The organism is Candidatus Epulonipiscium viviparus (genome assembly GCF_030708075.1).
Lineage (GTDB): Bacteria > Bacillota > Clostridia > Lachnospirales > Cellulosilyticaceae > Epulonipiscioides > Epulonipiscioides viviparus.
Window position 1 is genome coordinate 2,746,605 of the sequence record NZ_CP117982.1, and the last position, 21,483, is coordinate 2,768,087.

Annotated in this window: 16 protein-coding genes; 4 read left to right on the forward strand and 12 right to left on the reverse strand. The window is 34.7% G+C overall.

Translation table 11 applies throughout. From position 1 onward, the window contains the following. Positions 1-48: 48 nt before the first annotated feature. From PCY70_RS11750 to PCY70_RS11765, 4 genes are read right to left on the reverse strand one after another with little or no spacing between them, the layout of a single operon-like run. On the reverse strand, positions 49-771 hold the full coding sequence (locus PCY70_RS11750) for an ABC transporter ATP-binding protein (protein ID WP_305767471.1): 723 nt from the start codon (positions 769-771) through the stop codon (positions 49-51). Then, positions 772-1,494 carry an ATP-binding cassette domain-containing protein gene (locus PCY70_RS11755; protein ID WP_305767472.1) on the reverse strand — a complete coding sequence of 241 codons (723 nt, stop codon included), beginning with the start codon at positions 1,492-1,494 and terminating at the stop codon, positions 772-774. It abuts the gene before it with no gap. 3 nt (positions 1,495-1,497) lie between these two features. Further along, positions 1,498-2,286 (reverse strand): ABC transporter permease, encoded by a 789-nt coding sequence (locus PCY70_RS11760; RefSeq protein ID WP_010169222.1) that lies wholly within the window; start codon positions 2,284-2,286, stop codon positions 1,498-1,500. Between the two features lies 1 nt (position 2,287). Further along, the gene (locus PCY70_RS11765) at positions 2,288-3,229 is read right to left on the reverse strand and encodes an ABC transporter permease (protein WP_010169220.1); all 942 of its coding nucleotides are present in this window, start codon (positions 3,227-3,229) and stop codon (positions 2,288-2,290) included. A 128-nt stretch (positions 3,230-3,357) separates the two neighbouring features. On the opposite strand from PCY70_RS11765, the gene PCY70_RS11770 reads away from it, so the two are divergent. Beyond that, complete coding sequence (locus tag PCY70_RS11770; protein ID WP_305767473.1) at positions 3,358-4,617, forward strand: GntP family permease; 1,260 nt, start codon at positions 3,358-3,360, stop codon at positions 4,615-4,617. Positions 4,618-4,652: 35 nt separating this feature from the next. Here PCY70_RS11770 and PCY70_RS11775 read toward each other — a convergent pair whose 3' ends face one another. The 4 genes from PCY70_RS11775 to PCY70_RS11790 all read right to left on the reverse strand — a co-directional run bounded on the left by PCY70_RS11775 (position 4,653) and on the right by PCY70_RS11790 (position 9,662). Then, complete coding sequence (locus PCY70_RS11775) at positions 4,653-5,327, reverse strand: CvpA family protein (RefSeq protein WP_305767474.1); 675 nt, start codon at positions 5,325-5,327, stop codon at positions 4,653-4,655. Next, positions 5,328-6,473, reverse strand: coding sequence for a DUF5711 family protein (locus tag PCY70_RS11780; protein ID WP_010169214.1), 1,146 nt, complete (start codon positions 6,471-6,473; stop codon positions 5,328-5,330). It lies immediately after the preceding gene. A gap of 65 nt (positions 6,474-6,538) precedes the next feature. Further along, positions 6,539-8,005 (reverse strand): glycogen synthase GlgA, encoded by a 1,467-nt coding sequence (gene glgA / locus PCY70_RS11785; protein ID WP_305767475.1) that lies wholly within the window; start codon positions 8,003-8,005, stop codon positions 6,539-6,541. Between the two features lie 97 nt (positions 8,006-8,102). Beyond that, positions 8,103-9,662 (reverse strand): LysM peptidoglycan-binding domain-containing protein, encoded by a 1,560-nt coding sequence (locus PCY70_RS11790; protein ID WP_305767476.1) that lies wholly within the window; start codon positions 9,660-9,662, stop codon positions 8,103-8,105. Positions 9,663-10,002: 340 nt separating this feature from the next. Here PCY70_RS11790 and yyaC point away from each other — a divergent pair, with 340 nt between their 5' ends. Next, positions 10,003-10,602: a spore protease YyaC gene (yyaC, locus tag PCY70_RS11795; protein ID WP_305767477.1), complete on the forward strand. Its 600-nt coding sequence runs from the start codon at positions 10,003-10,005 to the stop codon at positions 10,600-10,602. A gap of 5 nt (positions 10,603-10,607) precedes the next feature. On the opposite strand, the gene PCY70_RS11800 is transcribed toward yyaC, so the two are convergent. Beyond that, a complete protein-coding gene (locus PCY70_RS11800) occupies positions 10,608-12,137 on the reverse strand; it encodes an oligosaccharide flippase family protein (protein ID WP_305767478.1) in 1,530 nt (509 codons plus the stop codon). 194 nt (positions 12,138-12,331) lie between these two features. Here PCY70_RS11800 and PCY70_RS11805 point away from each other — a divergent pair, with 194 nt between their 5' ends. Both PCY70_RS11805 and PCY70_RS11810 read left to right on the forward strand, forming a co-directional pair. After that, on the forward strand, positions 12,332-13,225 hold the full coding sequence (locus tag PCY70_RS11805) for a hypothetical protein (protein ID WP_305767479.1): 894 nt from the start codon (positions 12,332-12,334) through the stop codon (positions 13,223-13,225). 108 nt (positions 13,226-13,333) lie between these two features. Next, entirely contained in the window at positions 13,334-14,899 is a 1,566-nt protein-coding gene (locus PCY70_RS11810; RefSeq protein ID WP_305767480.1) for a hypothetical protein, read from the forward strand. Positions 14,900-15,540: 641 nt separating this feature from the next. Here the strand turns inward: PCY70_RS11810 and PCY70_RS11815 are convergent. The 3 genes from PCY70_RS11815 to uvrA all read right to left on the reverse strand — a co-directional run bounded on the left by PCY70_RS11815 (position 15,541) and on the right by uvrA (position 21,433). Continuing rightward, the gene (locus tag PCY70_RS11815; protein WP_305767481.1) at positions 15,541-17,583 is read right to left on the reverse strand and encodes a L,D-transpeptidase; all 2,043 of its coding nucleotides are present in this window, start codon (positions 17,581-17,583) and stop codon (positions 15,541-15,543) included. A gap of 151 nt (positions 17,584-17,734) precedes the next feature. After that, the gene (locus PCY70_RS11820) at positions 17,735-18,538 is read right to left on the reverse strand and encodes an SDR family NAD(P)-dependent oxidoreductase (protein WP_305767482.1); all 804 of its coding nucleotides are present in this window, start codon (positions 18,536-18,538) and stop codon (positions 17,735-17,737) included. Between the two features lie 57 nt (positions 18,539-18,595). Continuing rightward, positions 18,596-21,433, reverse strand: a complete 2,838-nt coding sequence (uvrA, locus tag PCY70_RS11825; RefSeq protein WP_305767483.1) for an excinuclease ABC subunit UvrA — start codon at positions 21,431-21,433, stop codon at positions 18,596-18,598. Positions 21,434-21,483: the final 50 nt, after the last annotated feature.

Below are 21,483 nucleotides of genomic sequence, written 5' to 3' on the forward strand. Positions count from 1 at the left end.
CAACTGGGCCTCCCAAAATAAAAGGAGGCTATATTTGTGTGCCAAAAATTATATAGCTAGCATTAGGGGGCGCTGCACTGATTTGTCAGCAACAATTTCCCCGTTGTGCATTGTAACGACTCGATCGGAGATTTTAGAAACCAAATTTAAGTCATGGCAAACGAATAATACTGTTAAATTAGTTTTGGCATGAATATCTTTGATAAGATCAATGATTTTATCGCGGGTGATAATGTCTAATGCACTGGTGGCTTCGTCCAAAATCAAAACTTCTGGATTTAAGGTTAATGCTCTAGCAAGGCCGACTCGTTGCCTCTGGCCACCACTCATTTCTTTTGGGTATCGATTTAAAAAGCTTTGATTTAGACCCACTTTTTCTAAAAATTCTGTGGCAAATTTGATTTTTTCTTTTTTGCTAATCAGCTTAAAATTGATTAGAGGTTCGCATATAATATCAAGGACTTTCATTTTGGGATTTAGAGAAGTGGTAGTATCTTGAAATAGCATTTGAATATTACGTCTACTTGTTCGCAAGTGTTTGCCTTTTAACTCTGTAATGTCAACGCCATTGTATACAACTTCGCCACTAGTTTTAGATTCGAGACTGGTAATAATTTTCATAAGGGTACTTTTGCCGCAACCGCTTTCGCCAACTATAGATATAAATTCGCCTTTGTATATATCAAATGAAACGTTATGACAAGCTAATACAGAAGATTTATTGGTCTGAAACGCTTTGTTAATATTCCTAATGCTAATTATTTTTTCCATCTAAATTCCTCCTAATAATTTTTTAGAATAGCAACTCTCGGGGCTCATAATTTTGCCATCTTTTAGAACAATGATGTTGTTTGACATGCGGGTAGCAACCAAGATGTTGTGAGTGATCATTAATATGGCAGTATTAGATTCTGAATGTAAAGCCATGATTTCGGCAATAACTTGATCTTGTGTGGCGGCATCTAGAGCGCTGGTTGGTTCATCTAAAAGCAATAGCTTGGGTGAAAGCGCCATAGCAAAAGCCATCCCAACTCTTTGTTTCATGCCTCCGCTAAGATTAAACATATATGATTTCATAATAGCAGGGCCGTCTAAATTCATTTTGGATAAAGTCGCAGTAGCAAGAAGTTGCGCTTCTGATTTGGATATATTTTTATGCGCTAGAATATACTGTATAAATTGATGACCTATTTTGCGAATAGGATTTAGGCTGAGGCTGCTATCTTGAAACATCATAGAAATTTCAGCACCTCGTATTTTGTTCATTTGTATGGCAGGGATATTGAGTAAAGAAATATCGTTGTATAGGATCTCACCACCGGAAATGGTGGCTGCCGCGGGAAGAAGCCCCAATATGGATCGCAGTATGCTAGTTTTGCCGGAGCCGCTTTCGCCAACGATGCTAACGATTTCGCCAGAGGCAATAGCAACACTAAATTTATCGACGACGATTTTGTCATCATAAGCAATAGAAATATCTTGAATACTTAACATTAATTACCTCCACTCTCTCATCTTATCGCTTAACAAATTAAATATCGTAACAATTATGGCAATAGCAATACCAGGACAAAAAACTAGCCAAGGATATGCTAACATATATGGTCGACCTTCGTTTATCATAAGCCCCAATTCTGGAGTAGGAGCGGTAACACCAAAACCTAAAAATGACAATGCAGAAAGTTCGAGGATTATAGCGCCAATATCTGTAGATGCAGTAATAATGAGGGTTTGAATAATATTGGGTAAAATATATCGAATGATAATATTTAATTGTGTAGTTCCGGCCATTTTGGCAGAGTTTATATAATCTTCGTTAATAATTTTGAGAACTAAACTGCGAGCTAATCTTATGTATTTGCTAACAGTGACGACAAAAATAGCGATCATAGCATTGCGAAGACCGGCACCCATAATTCCGGCAAGAGCAATAGCAAGTACCATAGATGGGCAAGACATCAAAATATCGGAAAAACGCATAATGACAGAACCAACCCATTTACCATAATAGCCAGCAACAATGCCGAGAGCGCTACCAACTATAGATATCATCAAAATTAAAAATATAGAAACAGCAAGAGAGATGCGAACTCCATAAATTACACGAGAAAATAAATCTCGACCAAGTTTGTCGGTGCCAAACAGGTGTGTTAAACTGGGAGGTTGAAATGCATTCTTGAGATTGCTAGAATATGGGTCATATGGTGCCAAAGCATCTGCAAATACGGCAACTAAAATAATAGAAATCAAAAATAATAGCAATACGATAGTAGATTTGTTTTTCATATTAGCCTCTTTCTAATTTATTTCTGGGATCTAAATAGCTATAAGAAATGTCTACCAACAAATTGATGCTCATATAAATGACAGAAATTAGTAATACATAGGCTTGAATTAAATTATAATCATACGCAATGATGGCATCTACCGCGAGGCTGCCGATTCCGGGATATGAGAATATCACTTCTACTACAGCGACGCCAGATAAAAGGGAGCCCAATGAAATGCCTAATAAAGTTATAAGAGGCAGTAAAATATTTGGGAGTATATCTTTTATGACAATAGCAGAAAAAGGGATGCCTCTAGAAACCGCAGCAATGACATATTCCTTCTCGAGCTCATCCAATAGAACGCTACGAATTTGACGAATATATTTAGCAGACATAGGAATAGCAAGCGTCATTGCCGGCAATATTAAAGCTTGAATATTATTAGCTGTAGAAACAATAGGTAGTAAATGTAATTTCAACCCCACAAAATATAGCAACAATGTGCCAATAAGAAAGCCAGGCATAGATATTCCGAGAGACGTATATGCACGTACAGCATAGTCGAAAGGTTTATTAGCCTTTATGGCAGAGAGGATGCCAAGCGGTAATGATATGGCAAGCATCATGGCTAGGGCGGCAAGTGCTAAATTTATAGTTTTAAAAATTCTGGGGATAGCAATATCGATGACAGGTTGATTTAAAGAGAAGGAGATTCCAAAATCACCCCTAAATATATTAGCAAGCCAATTTGCATACTGAACCCCAAAAGGTTGATTGAGCCCCATGGCTTCGCGGGTTTGTTCGATAATAGCTTCGCTGGGGATATTACCACTAGATATGTACATAGTGCGAACGGGGTCGCCGGGAGCCAAATATACTAAGCTGAAAGTGATAAAAGTTATACCGAGCAAAGTTATTAGCAGCTGAATTAATCTGCTTAAAATAAATTTTGTATTCATTAGATTCACCTCACTAATATATTATAGCAATTTTTTTTGAGAAAATGCAATTAATTTGCAATTTATTAAATTGACAATGTAGTTAAAATAAATTATAATTTTTTTAAACTAAAGGGGGATATTTAAAAATGGAAATTACAACTGTGGGAGCAGTCGTTGGACTGGTGATAACTATTGCTCTTATCATAAAAAAAATCGAAGCGGCATATGCAATGATGGTAGGTGCATTAATTGGCGGATTAGTTGGTGGGGCAGGATTGGTTAATTCGGTGAACTATATGATTGCAGGTGCTCAGGAGATGATGCCTACTATTATTAGAGTTTTGGCTTCGGGCGTACTAGCTGGAACATTAATCAAGTCTGGAGCTGCAACTAAAATAGCAGAAGAGATAATTTTGGTTATGGGTGAAAGACGCGCATTATTGGCTATTGCTCTATCGGCTATGATTTTAACATCTGTGGGTGTTTTTGTTGATGTAGCTGTTATTACTGTTGCTCCTATTGCGATATCCGTTGGAAACAAATTAGGGTATTCAAAGGCAGCTTTGCTTATTGCTTTAGTTGGAGGTGGAAAATCTGGAAATACATTTTCTCCAAATCCAAACACTATTGTAGCGGCCGAAAATTTTGACGTAAGTTTATCCTCTGTTATGGTAGCAGGATTTATTCCGGGTCTTGTGGGATTGGCAGTTACAGTTTTAATAGCAGCATATATACATAAAAAGAGAAAGTTAGAAGACCATGAATTTATTGAAGATGATAAAGATGTAGTGACTGTAAATTTACCGTCTATAGTGGGAGCTATTACTGCTCCTGTTGTAGTAATAATTTTATTGATGCTTAAGCCAATATTTGGATTAGAAGTTGACCCGTTAGTTGCTTTGCCAGCGGGGGGGTTGATAGGAATGGTTGCTATGAAGAAATCGAAAGAAATGAGAGAATATTTATCATTTGGACTAAAAAAAATGATGCCCGTTGGAATTTTGTTAGTAGGAACAGGCGCTATTGCAGGAATTATTAAAGCCTCTCAATTGCAATATGATTTGATTGCACTAGTAGAAATTATACGGTTGCCAGAATTTTTGCTAGCACCAATTTCTGGTATATTGATGAGCGCTGCAACAGCGTCGTGTTCTGCTGCATCAGCAATTGCGTCATCTACTTTTGCCTCTACCATTACAAAGGCGGTATCTCCATTAGCAGGTGCAGCTATGGTTCATGCGGGTGCTAATGTATTTGGCACACTACCTCAAGGATCGTTTTTTCATATATCAGCAAATTCAGTAAACATGAACTTAGCAGATAGAATGAAGCTTCTTCCGGCTGATAGCTTGGTGGGCTTTGCAATAGCGGTGACTTCTACTATTATATACGGATTAATTTTATAGTATAAAAAAACCTCTCATCATCGAGAGGTTTAATTTTATAAAAATGAAGAAAGGAAAGTTAAAATTAAGTTATTATAACATAACCACTGTGTAAGAATACTTTCATTAAATATTGCCATAAATGGTTCAGATGATGGTGAAGTTGCTATAAATGGAATTACTAAGCAAAAGATCCATATCCAACAAATACCAAAAAATATTCCCAATATAAATCCGCCTAATTTATTAGTAAAATTTATGATAGGTAAACTGGTGATCATATGCAATATTCCTTTAATTATAAATAAAGCTATTTTAGCGAATATAAATACAATTAAAAATGAAATTGAATTTATGATAAAATTAGTTAATACAAGAGCGATAGGATCAGCTGAATGGGATACACCTATGGTCAATTGATGATCTATATTTCGAAAGAAATGTTCTATAAAAATAGCAGCTCCATCCATTTGATTAGATAATTCTGCCGATGCAGCTTGTAATTGATCTGAAAAATCTAAGTTTGATATAAACGATGATATCCCCCAAATGATATTCTCATCGAATGAAGTTGTATTGATCATAGCTGCGACCACAGGATAGAACAATACGGCAACAGCAAGAGCAATAAATATTGAAATAAATTCAAATATTGCTAGCACCAGTCCTTTTTGGCGATAAATAAACCCTAATAGCAATATAAACGCCAATATTATTATATCTAAAATCATCTAATTTCCCCCTTTGGTAATTAATCTAATAATACTATTATTTGTCACTGCAATGGCCATATAATTATTGAAGAGAACTTCTTGAACATTTTGCTTTGCAATGAATTGGAATATCTCCTTTCCTACCCTATTATAACCTTTAAATATCAGCCCTCCCCCGATCACGACACCACTGGAATTTGCATTAAAATAATTAATAGGAGCATCAAAATCCAGTTTTACAATATATTCCTTAACTTCGTTTAATAGCACTAAAGAGTGCCCCGCATGTGTAGTTGGTGTCGCTGTAACTATAGGTACAAATCCACCAAGAGGCGTCATTTCATCTATGTTAACTTTAAATAGTGTATTGATAAGTGAAATTTGTCGTATTAATTGTCCATTTATATTGTAAAATGTCAAAAATTTATCTCCAATACTTGCAAAAATATTTTCGCTTATAAATTCTATATTATAAACTAAGTTTTTGGACTCTTTATTTGCGTAAAACATGGGATTTGTAACAACCTCTTTTGGTTTGTGTACAGAAATAGCGCCTATGGTAGATTCGAGGGTAGGTCCATTCAAATACAATGACGATACTATAATATATTCTCCATCTGGAGAGACAACAGCGACCATTGGATAGTCTCCATTGCTAGTAAAGCTTCCGCTACTTACCCCGAGATCTCGCCCGGTTTGACTATAGGCAGAAACAATGTGACCACCGTCTACCACTTCTATTACTGCAACTTCACCGTTTGTATTTATACTGAAATTGGCTATTTTATTTTTAAAAATTAATTCATATAATTTACCTTTAGTGCTAAAAACTATAATTTTATTGCCATTAGGTTCACTTAATGCAAAATATGGAAAATTTTTGCGTATTATAATATCGTTAAAACTTAATGTATTTGACCATACTTCAGCTCCATCTTTGCTAAATGCACGAATTCCATCTTTGCTTATATAGATAGCTTGATTTTCATTTAGGATTACTTTCTCCATTTGTGTAGGATTAAATTGATAAATGGTAGATCCTAATGTTAACGTTTGTTGATCAATGCTTACTAGCCCTAAGGCATTGAAAATTATGAACACGATTCCTGCAATGGCAAATATTGTTAATATCAATGTAACTTTTATACTGTCTTTTGTATTCATAATTCACCTCTTAATTTGATAAAAAAAAGATAAGTGCTATATAAACACCTATCTCTTTTTTAAAATTATATTAGCATTTCATACATTTGAATATATTGTTTGGCAGATTGTTCCCAAGCAAAATCTTGAGACATTGCATTTAATTGAATTTGTTTAAAGTCAGTTGGATAATGATTATATAAATTATTGGCTTCTTCGATTTTTTTGTATAACCAATAGCCAGCATAATCTACAAATTCAAATCCTGTACCTTTCTTTGTTTTTGGATTGTAGTGAATAACAGTATCTTTTAAACCGCCTGTTTGTCTAACAATAGGTACTGCGCCATATCTCATAGCCATAAGCTGGCCGAGCCCGCAAGGTTCAAAATATGAAGGCATTAAGAAGACGTCAGACGCCGCATAGATTTTTTGAGCGAGTTCTTCATTAAAATCTAAAAATACCAAAGAACGATCTGGGTATAAATACTTGAAGTGTCTAAACATATTTTCATATTCTTGATCGCCAGTTCCAAGAACTACAAATTGGATGCCAAGCTCCATAATTTTATCCATAACCCATTGACCAAAAATTGTGTGTTTCATGAGATCAAAGCCTTTTTGATCTGTTAGCCTAGAAATGATAGAAACTAGCATAGAATTATCTTCTTTGAGACCATACTGTTTTTTAAACATTTTTTTGTTCTTTTCTTTGAGCTCTAAGCTATTTATATCAAAATTATAATATAGAGCAGGGTCTGTTTTAGGGTTATAACGCTTGGTATCAATACCGTTTATAATGCCAGAAGATTTCCAGTATAATTGTTCGCGAAGCAAATTATCGAGACCGCAACCATATGTTGGAGTTTTGAGTTCTTCCATATATGTGGGGCTAACTGTATTGATATGGTCTGCGTATAAAAGCCCGGCTTTCATGAAACTATAACCGCCATTAAATTCTAGTTTATCGGAGTTGGCATAACCGTCATTGAGCTCTAGAAAATCAAGAGCTTCTCTGCCAAATAAACCTTGATATTTCATGTTGTGAATAGTAAAAACACATTTAATATTTTGATATTTTGAATCCCAGAAATATTTATCTTTTATTAAAAGTGAAATAGGGCCAGTTTGCCAATCGTTGCAGTGGACTATATCTGGTACAAAATCGATTCTGCAGATCAATTCAGCTACAACCTTACAAAAGAATGCAAATCGTTCGCAGTCATCACCATAGCCGTATAAACCATCGCGGTTAAAATAGTGATCATTTTTTATAAAGTAAGTAGGAACATCAGTTGATTTATATAAAATATCGGCATACTGATGTCTCCATCCAAGTGAAATATCATATCCAGTGACATGTGTAAGTTGGTCTTCTGGTAATTTAAAATGTACTGTTCTGTAGTATGGTAGTACAACTCGTACATCAAGACCTAGTGTAATGAGCTCTGCGGGTAATGCCCCGGCAACATCGGCTAGTCCTCCGGTTTTTGCGAATGGAACTACTTCGCTGGAAACAAAAAGACATTTTAATTGTTTTTTATTTTTAGTCAAAATATTCTCTCCTTCTGTTGATAGTATAACAGAGAAATTTTCTCGTCATAAAGTATTTTACACGAAATTTTGTATTTTGTCCAATAAAAAAAAATTATTATTCATTTACACGAATCTTAAGTTTTTGTCCCACCCAAATCTTATCGCCATCTTCTATTTCTAAACCACTCCATTCCAAAATTTCATGAACATAGGACTCATCTCCAAAATATTTTTGACTGATCTTTCTAATTGTATCGCCAGGTTCTACTGTATAAACTTCAAAATCTTCTGCGCTTTGAACATCAGTAGACTCTGCGGGGATAGTTTCCTCGTGATTAATAGATTCGGTAGGTATAATTACTGTTGGCTCTGGAATGTCTGGTATTTGAGCTGCCGAGCCTACAGGCGTAGAGTTATTTAATAATTCATCAATCGGAGAAGATTTTGGTGGAGTAGGAACTGAAGGAATTACAGTTTCTGCAGGTGGTGTTGTTGGTATTACAGCGGTAGGGACAATGGTTGGCGTGGTTGATGGCTGGATAATATTGGTTTGTGCATTAGTACTAGTAATTTGATATGGAAAGTTTTCTTCTTCTTGTTCGTGATTAAATACTGGTTGTGTGAGTACAGTATCGTCATTAGAAAATCTAGCAAAGACCGCCGCTAACGCAAGAACAGCAAAACAACCGGCCACTAGCGAAAAATTAGATTTTTGTTTTGAACTCTGGGTCTTTGTACGATTAGAATCAGAGTCTCTAAATTGATGAACGGCTCTATCAGGAACTGTTTCAGAAGATTCTGTTACTTCAAGTAATGGGTTGTCCATCATATATTCTTGCATAGCAGGGTTCTGATCATAGAATAAATAATATCCAGTTTGTTCTTTTAGGGTTTCTTCATCATATGCAAAAAATGTTTCTACCTTATTTACAGCATCAACTAATAATAGTAAAGAATATTTATCTCTAAAAAATTCGCGATGCGCTTTAATTTCTTTAGAACTTACCATTGTGCCATAACCAGGTTGCATATGTAGCCAACCTACAATGCTTGCGCCTTTAAAATATTTATCTTTTTCTTTGTTTACGGCTTGCAAGCCTTGTTCACTTAACCATAGATCATCATTAGATAAATACTTCTGAGGAATAGGGATGATACCAACGATAATTGTTTCCTTGTTTTCTTCATAACGTTCACCAATTAAGACAGCAGACAATTCTTTGTGTTGATTAGTGAAAGCATATTGATAAAGGTATGTATGCGCATAATCCTCAATATACACAATATGCTCAGTATCCAAATCACCGATAGGTTTTAATGAATTCGAATCATTTAATAATTTTTCGTATAAAGCTCGTGCATCGATTGTTGTTCGGAACGCAGGTTTTTTTTCTGGAATAAAAATTTCTTTTTCAACCATATCTATTTCTTCGACATCCTCATCGATTGCAGAAAATTGAGTAGCATTAGAGATTGGTTCGTACGCTGGATTATATTCCTCAGGAGCAACGTCATAATTAGGTTCATCATAAGTGGAATCATATTCTGGATCATATTCTGGATCATATTCCGGATCATATTCTATTGCAATGTCCTCTTGTGAAGGTTCTGGTTTAGAAATTTTCTTTTGTGCTTCTCTTGAAGAAGTTTTTGGCTCGTATATTATTTTACCCATTATATATTCTCCTTTGTTTTATAATGTTGTTAGTTTTATAATGTTGTTGATTGTAACTGTTATAATTTTACAAATATGACAAAATATTTTGTTAAATTCACTAATACCAATATATTACCAAAATTAGTGTGCAAATTTTGTATGCATACTGTAATATACCATTAATCCCCCTGTTTACTTAGCATTTTTTGTCGAGTATCTAAAATTTTTTATCTACATTTTTCAACAAAATTCAGCTTTTGCATAGAAATTTGAAAAATACGCCCACCCCCCCTTATATTATTTCAAAATATTGTCAAGTATATATAATAGAGTTGCAATTAATTAGTAAAGGAAGGCGGTGTTTGTTGTAAGTGCAATAGAGACAGTAAAAAAAGATTCAGATTATGTAAATATAAATAATCCACACCATTTCCATGACTTTTGCCAACTATTATATAAATATTTAAACCTATACCTTCCTCTTTACAATAATGAACTTGTTCTGTTGTGTATCGGAACAGACCGTGCAACTGGAGACAGCCTTGGACCTTTAGTAGGGTACAAATTGAAAGACTTTAAACATAACAATATCCACATTTTTGGTACGCTAGATAAACCTGTCCATGCCAAAAATTTGATTGAAACACTTGCCTATGTAAAGCTTTTGTATCCAAATGCCTTGATTATTTCGGTAGATGCTTGTCTTGGCTCTTTAGATAAAGTAGGCAGTGTTTCAATTGGAGAAGGATCGATTCGACCCGGAGCTGGTCTAAAAAAAGATCTCCCTTCTGTAGGAGATCTTCATATAATAGGTATAGTAAATGTTAGTACCTCAATGAATATGGCTGTATTACAAAACACCAGGCTTTCATTAGTGATGAATATGGCTGACCTAATTTCATTAGGAGTTAGACATTGTATAAGTTTATATAACTATAGAATGAGCATAAAAAAATAATTTTGTTATTTTCGAATGCTTAATTCTTCGGGTGTAATGTTTTTGAGAGAAAATAGTGCAACTAAATAAAATAGTGAAGCAAAAAGTATGCTGAAAGATAAATTAATGCGTGTATTCATATTCTTAAACAACATGTCAGATAAAAAGCTTTTGGTAACAAGACCTGCTGCCAGAGCGCATAATGTCGGATGAAAAATCCACTTAGTGAAGTTTACCGGAATATGAGTAATTTCTATTAATCTATTGATATGCAAAATGGATGAAATCACATTACTTAAAATTAATGTTGCGAGTAGTCCATTTAATCCAATTTTTGGAATTAAAAAATACATCAATAATATTCTAAAGATTGCGTCGACAATTCTATATTCTAGACATTTTTTTTGTTCCCCCAATCCCTTAAGAATTCCATCTATCACAATTTCTATATACATAAACGGTGACATAAATACCATGATCTGTAATAATGTTCCAACTTGAGCGTTATTATATACGCTAATACCAAGTTCGTCACCATATAATGCGAAGATAATTACTATAAAAAATGCAATGATTAGTGTTAAATGTAATACTCGGCTACTGAGACTTTCAACGCGTCCAGAATATTTTAAAGCAGAAGCTTTGGCTATCTCTGGAGTTAAAATTGTAGAACAAGCCGATAATAGCGCTGTGGGAAATAATAATAGTGGAAAGACCATGCCTTTAACCATTCCGTAGATACTTACACTTTCTACAACGGATAAGCCATAATCTTGTAGTCCACTAGGAATGAGTGTATTTTCTAATAATACAAATACAGCAGTTAGATACGACGATGCTGTGATAGGAAATAGAACATTACAAATTTTATAGAGTAATCGTCCTTCTGGTATATTAGTTGTTTTATTTTGAGTCGCGGTAATACGATTTGCAAAATATAAAATCCCCAAATATGTAAATGATAAAATTTCGCCCAATGTTATGGCCAAGCTCATTCCCATACATGCCATAACCAAGTCGTGAGTACCAAATACCCCTAGTAAAATAATAGTGAGCCCAAATTTAACAAGTTGCTCTAAAACTTCTGCACTTGCTGGTTTTGAAATATCTTTAGTACCATAAAAAAATCCTTTAAAGCAAGCCGATAGTGTCATAAATGGAATGCTTAATGAGAGGATTTTGAGACCTTCTACAATTCTATTATCTTTGACAATTAAAATGCTTAAATTAGTGGCGTTAGTATAAACTAATGCTGTAATTATTAAACTTATAATGAAGCCAAAGACCAAAAAAATATTCATAACTTTTTTAGCACGCAATATCCAACCACAGCTAACTTCTTCTGCTACAAGTTTTGACACAGATGTAATAATGCCAGCGGAAGCAATCATATATGCCATCATGTATATTGTCATTGCGAGTTGATACAGGCCTATTCCTTCTGCTCCTATTTGATTTGAAATGTATATCATAGTACACATTCCGACTAATCTTGTAGCGACGGAGCCTGATGTTGATATTAATGTGTTAAACATAAGACCTTCTTTTTTCGCCAATTTAATTCCTCCTTATCAAAATACCTTTGTACAAGTATATGTGGCCAAGCTATTTTTAGAATTTAAAAATAAAAATTAAGAAAATCTCGCATTGGCTACAAGGAAAATTATGCAAAAAAAATATTGACATTTGTAGTTTTTTGTATTAATATGACATTTATACCATAAAAATCAATGTTAAAAAAGGGGTGCTTATGAATTTATACAAAATTTTGATTACTTTTTGTTTGACACTAATAATATTAATGGTACCTATTACTGCGGAACCAAAAGCTTGTGGAGAGATGATAGAAGTGAATTATCAACTTAGATGTCCCGTGGTGACAAATGCGGTAGGTACAGCAGAAGTGGTGTTGCGTAATATGTTTTCGATTAAAAAGGATGAATATCATTTTGCTGTGGGAGATATAATCACTAACATAATGCTTCCAGAAGTAGATGAAGATGTAAATGTGTCTTTTTATGAACTATCTAATATTAGCGATATAGCTTCAACGGCTTCTGTAGTAGTGAGTGTGGAGCGAGATGGCAATACAAAGCAAATTAAAATGACATTTGAAGAATTAATGACAGAAATAGAACATATAGAAGTTTCTAATGAAATTACATCTTTTCCAGTTCCAATTTATGATTTTGATAATGCAACAATGAAATTTAGGTTTATTAATCCATGCAAAATTTCAGAAAGGTTGATAGAATCAACAACTGTTAGACTTATAAATAGCACAGATTTTTATGAGGGAATTTCTGGTAATTTAACAGATACAAGAGCGGACTTTTGCACATTTACGCTAGCAGATACAACGTTTATTGAATATCTAGCAAAAGATTATTCCCATCTAGAAGTGGATAAAGTTTATATACCGTTAGAAAATTACCAAACAGATCAGATCGAATACTCAGAAGTGATTTTATTTGAAACCGTGTTTGGCAATACAAGAATAAAAACTAATTTAGAAACAAAACAGCTTTTAGATAGATTGGCAACTACAACAGTATCAGGAATCCCACTTATAAAAAATAATCAGATTATTGGATTTGTTTCTACAAGTACCAATTTTTTTGAAGATACTATTCATTTAAACTAATTTGCTATACCCTCTGCTATTACAGGAGAGGGATACATAATATTTGATAACATATGTTTAAAATTATAGCAAGTTGTCAATACTCCTAAAATATAAAGGGGGGTTAAAATGAGAAAATTTATTAAAAAACACGCAGCCCTTTTTAAAAGTATTTGTATGATTCTTTTTATATATGTCATTTGTATATATTTTTATAAATTTAGTGATATACTTTTGTTTAATCAACCTAAAATACTAAGAACAGATGATGAGACAATAAAAACATTTGCAACTAATAATTTAACATCATATAAAGAGCAAATTTTTGACAATATAAAAATAACAATACCAACAACAAATAATAATGCAATAGTATATATTGTATCGGATGAATTGGATGTGTCTTATTTAAGCAACTATTTAGCCAATCAAGGTTATTTATGTATAAATTTTGTGCCCTCAAGTTTGGATGAAATAGAGGATGTAATCGAGCGAACTATAAATTCTATTTATAATACAAATGATGGATTTGGTGAAGAGCTATTAGAAAAAGGAAACAGAGAGATGGTTTCTATAGTAGGAATAGGCAAGGCTGGTGGTTATGCATTAGAAGGAGCGTTATCATCAATGGATAAATTTGACATAAACGTTGTCTCGACACTGCTAATAGCACCATTAATTAATTCTATAGACATGTTCCCCAAAAATGTTGTTCCTAAAGTACCTATAGGAATTGTACTTCCAGAATTTGATGGCATAATAAGAAGTTTGGACGGTCAAACTATATATAATGAATATCTATTTAACGAAAATATAATAGAACCAATTTCAGCAGTATATTTATTTGGTGCAAACCATAATTTTTTTTATGAAACCATTTTAGAGGATGATGCATTAAACATAGATATGGTAAAAAATACATCTGATGATATAGAAAATTTGTTGCTCCTAAGTTCTAAAGAACAGCAAGATTTTCTAAAAAAATATACTTTAGAGTTTTTAAATTTTTATCATGAAATAAAAGGAATAACAAATATAGGGCTAGAGGTAGATGTTATTGCACCAAATAAGATATTTAATCAAAAAGTACTTACTTCATTAGTGACAGCAAAATCATTTCCAATAATATCACCCACATTACTAGAAGTGACGAATTATAATAATCTGGGCGGAAGAATGATTATGTCGAATGCATCGATTTCGCAGATAAAAGAAAGCTATATCGCACCACATGACAGTGCAATATCATTTCTACATCCAGGTTTATTTGTTGATCTAGGGCTGTTAAAGCTAAGTTGGAATGTTGATACAGGAAATTTTACAACAACTATTCCACAGATTTATGAAGATTTTTCTAGCTATGGGGCGCTTTCTATATGGATCGCAACAAATCCATCTAGTTCGTTGAATACAAAAACGAAGCAGCAATCATTTGTTCTAACATTGCATGATAAAATTGGTCAGCAAGAACATATTCTGCTAAGCATGCAAAATGCACTCGCTATCCCAAATGGCAAAGAAATAGCAACAAAATATCAAAAGCAGTGGTCAACGTTTACACCGCTAAGTAATATTAGAATCCCATTAGAGATGTTTACCAAAGTTGATTTAACAAATATTGTGGCTATATCATTTGATTTTAATCAAACGCAAAGCGGTTCAATTTATATAGGAGATTTGAGATTACTCAAATAAAAAAGGAGGTCAGCGCCTCCTCAAAAAAATTAGTATCTAACATTGCAGTTACAAGAGCAATACAAATTAAAATCTACAGGTTGCTTTGGATAGCACCCACAAGGTTCACCGAGGTTTGGTCTGGGTCTACTGGAGCTATTGTAAGGTTTGCCGCACCTGCTACAAACGTTTGTAAAATATGGGTATTCAACAGATTGGCTATAAAAATAAATATGGTCTGAACACTGATTTACAGCAGGTCTGCCATAAGAATAGTTGTAATAACTGCAATCGCTAGAAGTGGGCTTACTAATATAACTGCAGTATTGACAGCCCCCCGATTGAAGTAGAGAACGGCCACAATAAGGACAATAGTAATAATTACTATATTCAATCATGGCACTGCTATATAATGCGCATCGACATGGTTGGCAACCACATCTAGAACATACATTCGAGTATTTTTGAGCGGTTCCTTTTATAAATTGTTCATTTACGTAGTAATTAATTTTTTCATATTCGTTTTGTTTATGTTGACAAAAATTATTATATAACATAATTTTCACACCTTCCATAAAGTATAGATATCTATATTATATGAAGGATAGATTAAATTGCCACCTTTCGTTGTTGACACATTTTTTCAAAAGATGGCAGTTTTTTTAGTTAATATAAACGGCGGTACCAAGTTTCATGTTTTTGTAAAACCACTCACTCACATCTGGATCAAACCTAATGCAGCCTTGAGATGCGCGGTCGCCTAGCACTCCGTATCCCTCCAATAAATAGCTGCCAGTTTTGTCAAAAATAATGGAATGGTATAAATAGTCTCCAAAAAATTGCACTGCATTTTTGGCCATATAGCCCTTGTTAACTCCAAAATAAGGAACATAAGCAGTCAATGAATAAATGCCTCGAGGAGTTGGTGACTTGCGTTTCCCGGTAGAGCATATTAAATCTTTAAATAATACCCATTTGCCATCTTCCTTTTCGAATATATAGGTTCTTTGCCTATGTAAATCGGTCCAAACCAAGCGATTAGTTTTGCTGGTGAGCCCTAAGCTATTTACATATGTTTCAATTTGCTCTGTCGTTGCTCTATTTTTGTTTACTGGAGGGTCATTGTATAAGCTAACGCTATCCCAAGGAACAACTACTAAGCCAGTTTTAGTTTCTAGATAATTGTTGGTATCGATATAATAGCTGTACCCGTCTTCTGCCATATGAATAGTTACTTCCTGACCAGCTTTTAATCCGTTTGTTGAATACCTCATTTTGCCTTTAATAATATATGCTGGAAACACTGCTTCTAAATTTTGTGCCTGAACTTGAGCCTTAGCTTTTTCGGTTTCTATTTTTGTAAGTGAATTTATTCGAGCTTGATCTGCAGCTTTAAGTGCGGCCTTTTCGGCTTGAGCACGTGCGGATTCGGCTTTGGCAAGTGCATCGAGTTTTGCTTGTTCTGTATCTACTTGGCTCTGTGAAACTTTTACGGCGTTTGTTAAGGCTGTGAGAACTGCTTGTTCTGCAGATGTAAGAGGTGTAGTTTTGTTGTTGGCGAGGGTATCCAGTCTAGCTTTTTCTGTATCAACCATTGCTTGGATATCATCGCGTGCCTTTTGAGCTTGTTGTAATTCTAATGAAATGCGTGTCTCTTCTACTTGGTAAATTTCTTTTGCTATTCGAGCTTCTTCGGCTATTCTCGATTCTTCAGCTTTTTTAACTGCCTCTATAAACTCAACTTGTGCATCAAAATCGTCGATAGAATCAAGCGTTTTATTTGTTTCTTCGAGCTTCTTCGCCTCTGCAGCTTTTTGTGCTTCTGCGGCTTTTTGTGCTTCTGCAGCTTTTTGTGCTTCTGCAGCTTTTCTTGCCTCTTCGGCTTTTTTCGTTTCTTCTGCTATTCGTGCCTCTTCTGCCAATCGTGTTGCTTCAAGTTGTTCATTTTTGGCCGTTATTTTTTGTTGTACATACTGCGTGTTGGTCGCTACAATTTTATTAAATTCTGCGGTAGTATCTACAACTTTTGGAGGAGTATAGATAGTTTCACCATTTTGTTCGATTTTTGTAATGTTGATGTTGTCTGCATTTATACCATAAGTATACTGTGGAAACAAATTTTCAATTTCCCACGTTTGACTATAGTTGTCCTCATATGTAACACTCAATAAATTTGAAGTTAAATTGTGAATCCCATAACTGGATGTTTGCAAAAGATTGTTTAGTTCACTATTTTTTTTCTCGACCAAGGAATAATAATTGCCGTTATTTGCAATAGAAAAGATGTTTGAAAGAGAGTTTATTGGAACGTAAATCCCATTGCTACCGTGTAAAAAATAAGTTTCGAGTGCTCCGGATGTTAGTATCTGATCTGACAATGTAAAGTTGAGATTTGCAGGAGAGTTGGCGGTCAGAATGGCCTGCGTTGTATTCATGTTGTTTATACCTGGATTGGTAAAGACATAATCCACGTTATCATACGTATATAAAGCTACATTTTGTCCATTTATTTGTGCGTACTTTGTTTGTGCAAGAGTGCCTTGCAACATTCCGATTTCTATAAGCCAATTTTGTTTCTCTTCATCTGAAATATTGATATCACTAAACAAATTTTGTGTCTCTAAAAAATCAATGGGTTTAGCAAATGTAGATGAATGCATAGAAAAAAATAAACTTATTGCCCCTAGTAATACTTTGTTTTTCATACCACAACCACCCTTTTGTTGATAAAATATAGTCGATAAACATTATATCAAATCTTACATTTATTGGCAATGGATTTAAATAAAATAAATCTAGCCCAGTTAAAGTTTTTAGAGGACCAGATTCATTGTTAGAGTAGGGATATACACATTTTTATTGTATAGGTGCGGTATCAAGTTGTTCTACTTGTTGACTTTTCTTAATATGATTCAATAATTTCTTCTTAGAAAAAAATGGAGATGTCTTTAACATTATGCTAAGAGGAAATGGGATTCCTGCAATAATATCAAGCTTTCCTTGCATCATTGCCTCATATCCCTCTTGCGCAATTTTGCTAGCAGAAGCAGTTTGTTTGAATGATTCTGTTTTTTCGGTTCGAGATCGTTGCGCAAGGCGAGTTTCTGTAGCCTCAGGCATTAGTGCGGTTACAGTTACTCCGGTGCCTTCGAGTTCAGACGCTATTGCATTAGAAAAAGATGTAACGTATGCTTTTGTGGCATAGTATACAGCTTGAAGTGGTCCGGGCATTAGAGCTGCTGTGGATGAAGTATTTAGAATTTTTCCAAAGCCTCTTGCTATAAAGTCGGGTAAAAATTTTCTGGTAAGTTCGGTAACGGCAATCATATTGATTTGCATCATGGCAAGGTTGGTTTCTAAGTCTTGTTCATAGAAATATCCTTGATTGCCAAGTTCGGCATTGTTTATGAGATAGTTGATTTCTATTTCTTGTGACTTTATTTCGTTATAAAGCTCTGTGGCGGCTCCAGGTTTAGATAGGTCTTTTGTAATGCAATAAACTTTTGATTGACATTTAGAATCGATTAGCTCGGCAACGTGTGTTAAATCTTCCGTTGTTTTCGCAACGATTACTAGATCGCCCCCTTTGTACGCATGTAGTTTGGCAAGTTCCAGACCTATCCCGCTAGATGCTCCTGTGATTAATGCTACTTTTTTCATGTTAAAATCTCCTTCAAGTATAGATTATAGTGTATAATGCGAAGTCTATAATAGGGATTATGTTTGGTTTGCTAATATTATTCGTTCTAGAAATTGTCCGGTATATGATTGTTTTACTGTTGCGACTTCTTCGGGTGTGCCGGTTGCAACAACAGTTCCCCCTTTGATTCCACCAAGAGGTCCCAAGTCTATAATATAGTCTGCAATTTTGATAATATCCAAATTATGTTCGATTACTACAACTGTATTTCCATTATTTACAAGCCTGTCTAATATTCTGATAAGCTTATCTACATCTGCAAAATGCAACCCCGTTGTTGGTTCATCTAATATATATATTGTTTTTCCGGTAGTTCGTTTGCTAAGTTCAGTGGCAAGTTTTATACGCTGAGCTTCTCCGCCAGAAAGAGTTGTTGATGGTTGGCCAAGCTTGATATAAGAAAGTCCAACATCGATTAATGTTTTTAATTTCTTTGCAATACTGGGGATATTTTTAAAAAATTCAAAGGCTTCGGCAACAGTCATATTCAATACATCGGAAATAGTTTTTTCTTTATATTGAATATCCAATGTCTCTCTATTATATCGTTTTCCATGACAAACTTCGCAGGGAACATATACGTCTGGAAGAAAGTGCATTTCTATTTTTAGAACACCATCTCCCTTGCAAGCTTCGCAGCGCCCACCCTTAACATTAAAACTAAATCGACCTTTTTTATAGCCTTTTATTTTAGCCTCTTGTGTTTGCGCAAAAATATCTCTAATTAAATCGAATACTCCAACATATGTGGCAGGATTTGAACGAGGAGTTCTTCCTATAGGAGATTGGTCTATACTAATTACTTTGTCCAAGTTTTCAAGTCCAAGAATATCTTTGTGCGCACCAGGTTTGACCTTGGCACGATTCAAATCTCTGGCGAGTTTTTTTAGCAAAATTTCATTAATTAAGGTACTTTTTCCAGATCCAGAAACGCCGGTTATGCAGGTAAAAACTCCCAGCGGAATAGTAACAGTTATATCTTTAAGATTGTTCTCTTTTGCACCTTCTATTATAAGCTTATGACCATTGCCTGCTCTGCGCACTTCTGGTATTGCTATTTTTTTACGACCGCTCAAATAATCTGCTGTAAGGGATTTTTTGTTCTTAACTATCTTGCTGATGGGTCCAGCGGCAACAATCTCACCGCCATGTTCTCCGGCACCAGGACCGATATCCACAATCCAGTCGGCAGCAACCATCGTCTCTTCATCGTGCTCGACAACAATTAGAGTATTGCCAAGATTTTTCAATTTAATAAGCGTTTTTATAAGTCTTTCGTTATCTTTTTGATGCAAACCAATGCTAGGCTCATCTAATATATATAAGACTCCTACCAAGCCAGATCCTATCTGTGTTGCCAAGCGTATTCGTTGAGATTCTCCACCAGATAATGTTCCGCTGGATCTAGCAAGCGAAAGGTAGTCTAGTCCCACATCTACCAAAAATCCTATCCTTGCATTGATCTCTTTTAAAATTTGAGCACCTATTGCTAGCTGCCTGTCAGATAAATTTATATTGAGAAAGAAATCTTTTAAATCTCCAATTGGCAACTGAGTTATTTCAGATATATTTTTACCAGCAACTGTGACTGCTAATGCGCTATCCTTAAGACGGTTGCCATGACAACGGCTACACGGAATGCTAGTCATATACGATTCATACTCGGCTTGCATTCCTGCTGATGTTGTTTCTCTATATCTTCGCATGACATGTTCGACGATGCCCGTAAATGCATAATCATAAGTTCTGGTGCCATATTCTCCGTAATAGGTAAATTTAACCTTTTTGCCATCGGTGCCATATAAAATCATGTTCTGAACAGTTGCCGGTAATTTGATAAAAGGGGTGTCTAAGTCAAAATTATATTGCTCCATAAGTTTTTCAAATAAAGCATAGGCGTAACTTTCTTTATTCGCAATAGAGCCCCATCCGATAACGGCAATTGCGCCCTCTCTGAGAGTTAAATTTGGGTTTGGAATGATCAAATCTTTGTCCACTTCTAGCGTTTGACCAAGTCCAGTACATTCGGGGCAAGCTCCATAAGGATTGTTAAACGAAAATAAGCGTGGTTCGATCTCTTCTATGTTTATGCCGCAATCAGGACAAGCAAAATTTTCGCTAAATTGTAGTGTTTGCGTGCCTGCATCTATTATCAATATACCGCCCGTAAGTTTCATAATTGTTTCGATTGAGTCGGTTAATCTTTTGCTAATGCCATCTTTTATAACAAGTCTGTCAACTACAATTTCTATGGTATGCTTCTTCTTTTTATCTAAGGTAACTTCATCCTCAGTTAAATCTACCAATTCGCCATCAATTTTTGCTCTGATATAGCCTTGCTCAACAGCTGATTGCAGTATCTTTTTGTGTTCACCTTTTCTGGCACGTACAACAGGTGCTAATAGCATAATCTTAGTTTTTGCAGGCAATTTGGAGATTTGATCAACCATTTGGTCAATGGTTTGCTTTTTGATTTCTTTGCCACATTTAGGGCAATGAGGAATTCCGACTCGCGCAAATAATAATCGTAAATAATCATATATTTCTGTCACTGTTCCAACAGTAGAGCGAGGGTTTTTGCTAGTAGTTTTTTGGTCTATGGATATAGCAGGAGAAAGCCCTGTAATTTGATCCACATCGGGTTTTTCCATTTGTCCTAAAAATTGTCTAGCATATGAAGAGAGAGATTCTACATAACGCCTTTGCCCTTCTGCATATATTGTATCAAATGCTAATGAAGATTTTCCAGAGCCACTAAGTCCGGTAAATACAATCAGTTGGTCTCGAGTTAATTCTAAATCAATATTTTTTAAATTGTGTTCGCGTGCACCTTTAATAATCAATTTATTTTTCATTATTTTTCCTCTACATGATATTATTTTAAATAGAGTATGTACTATAAGAA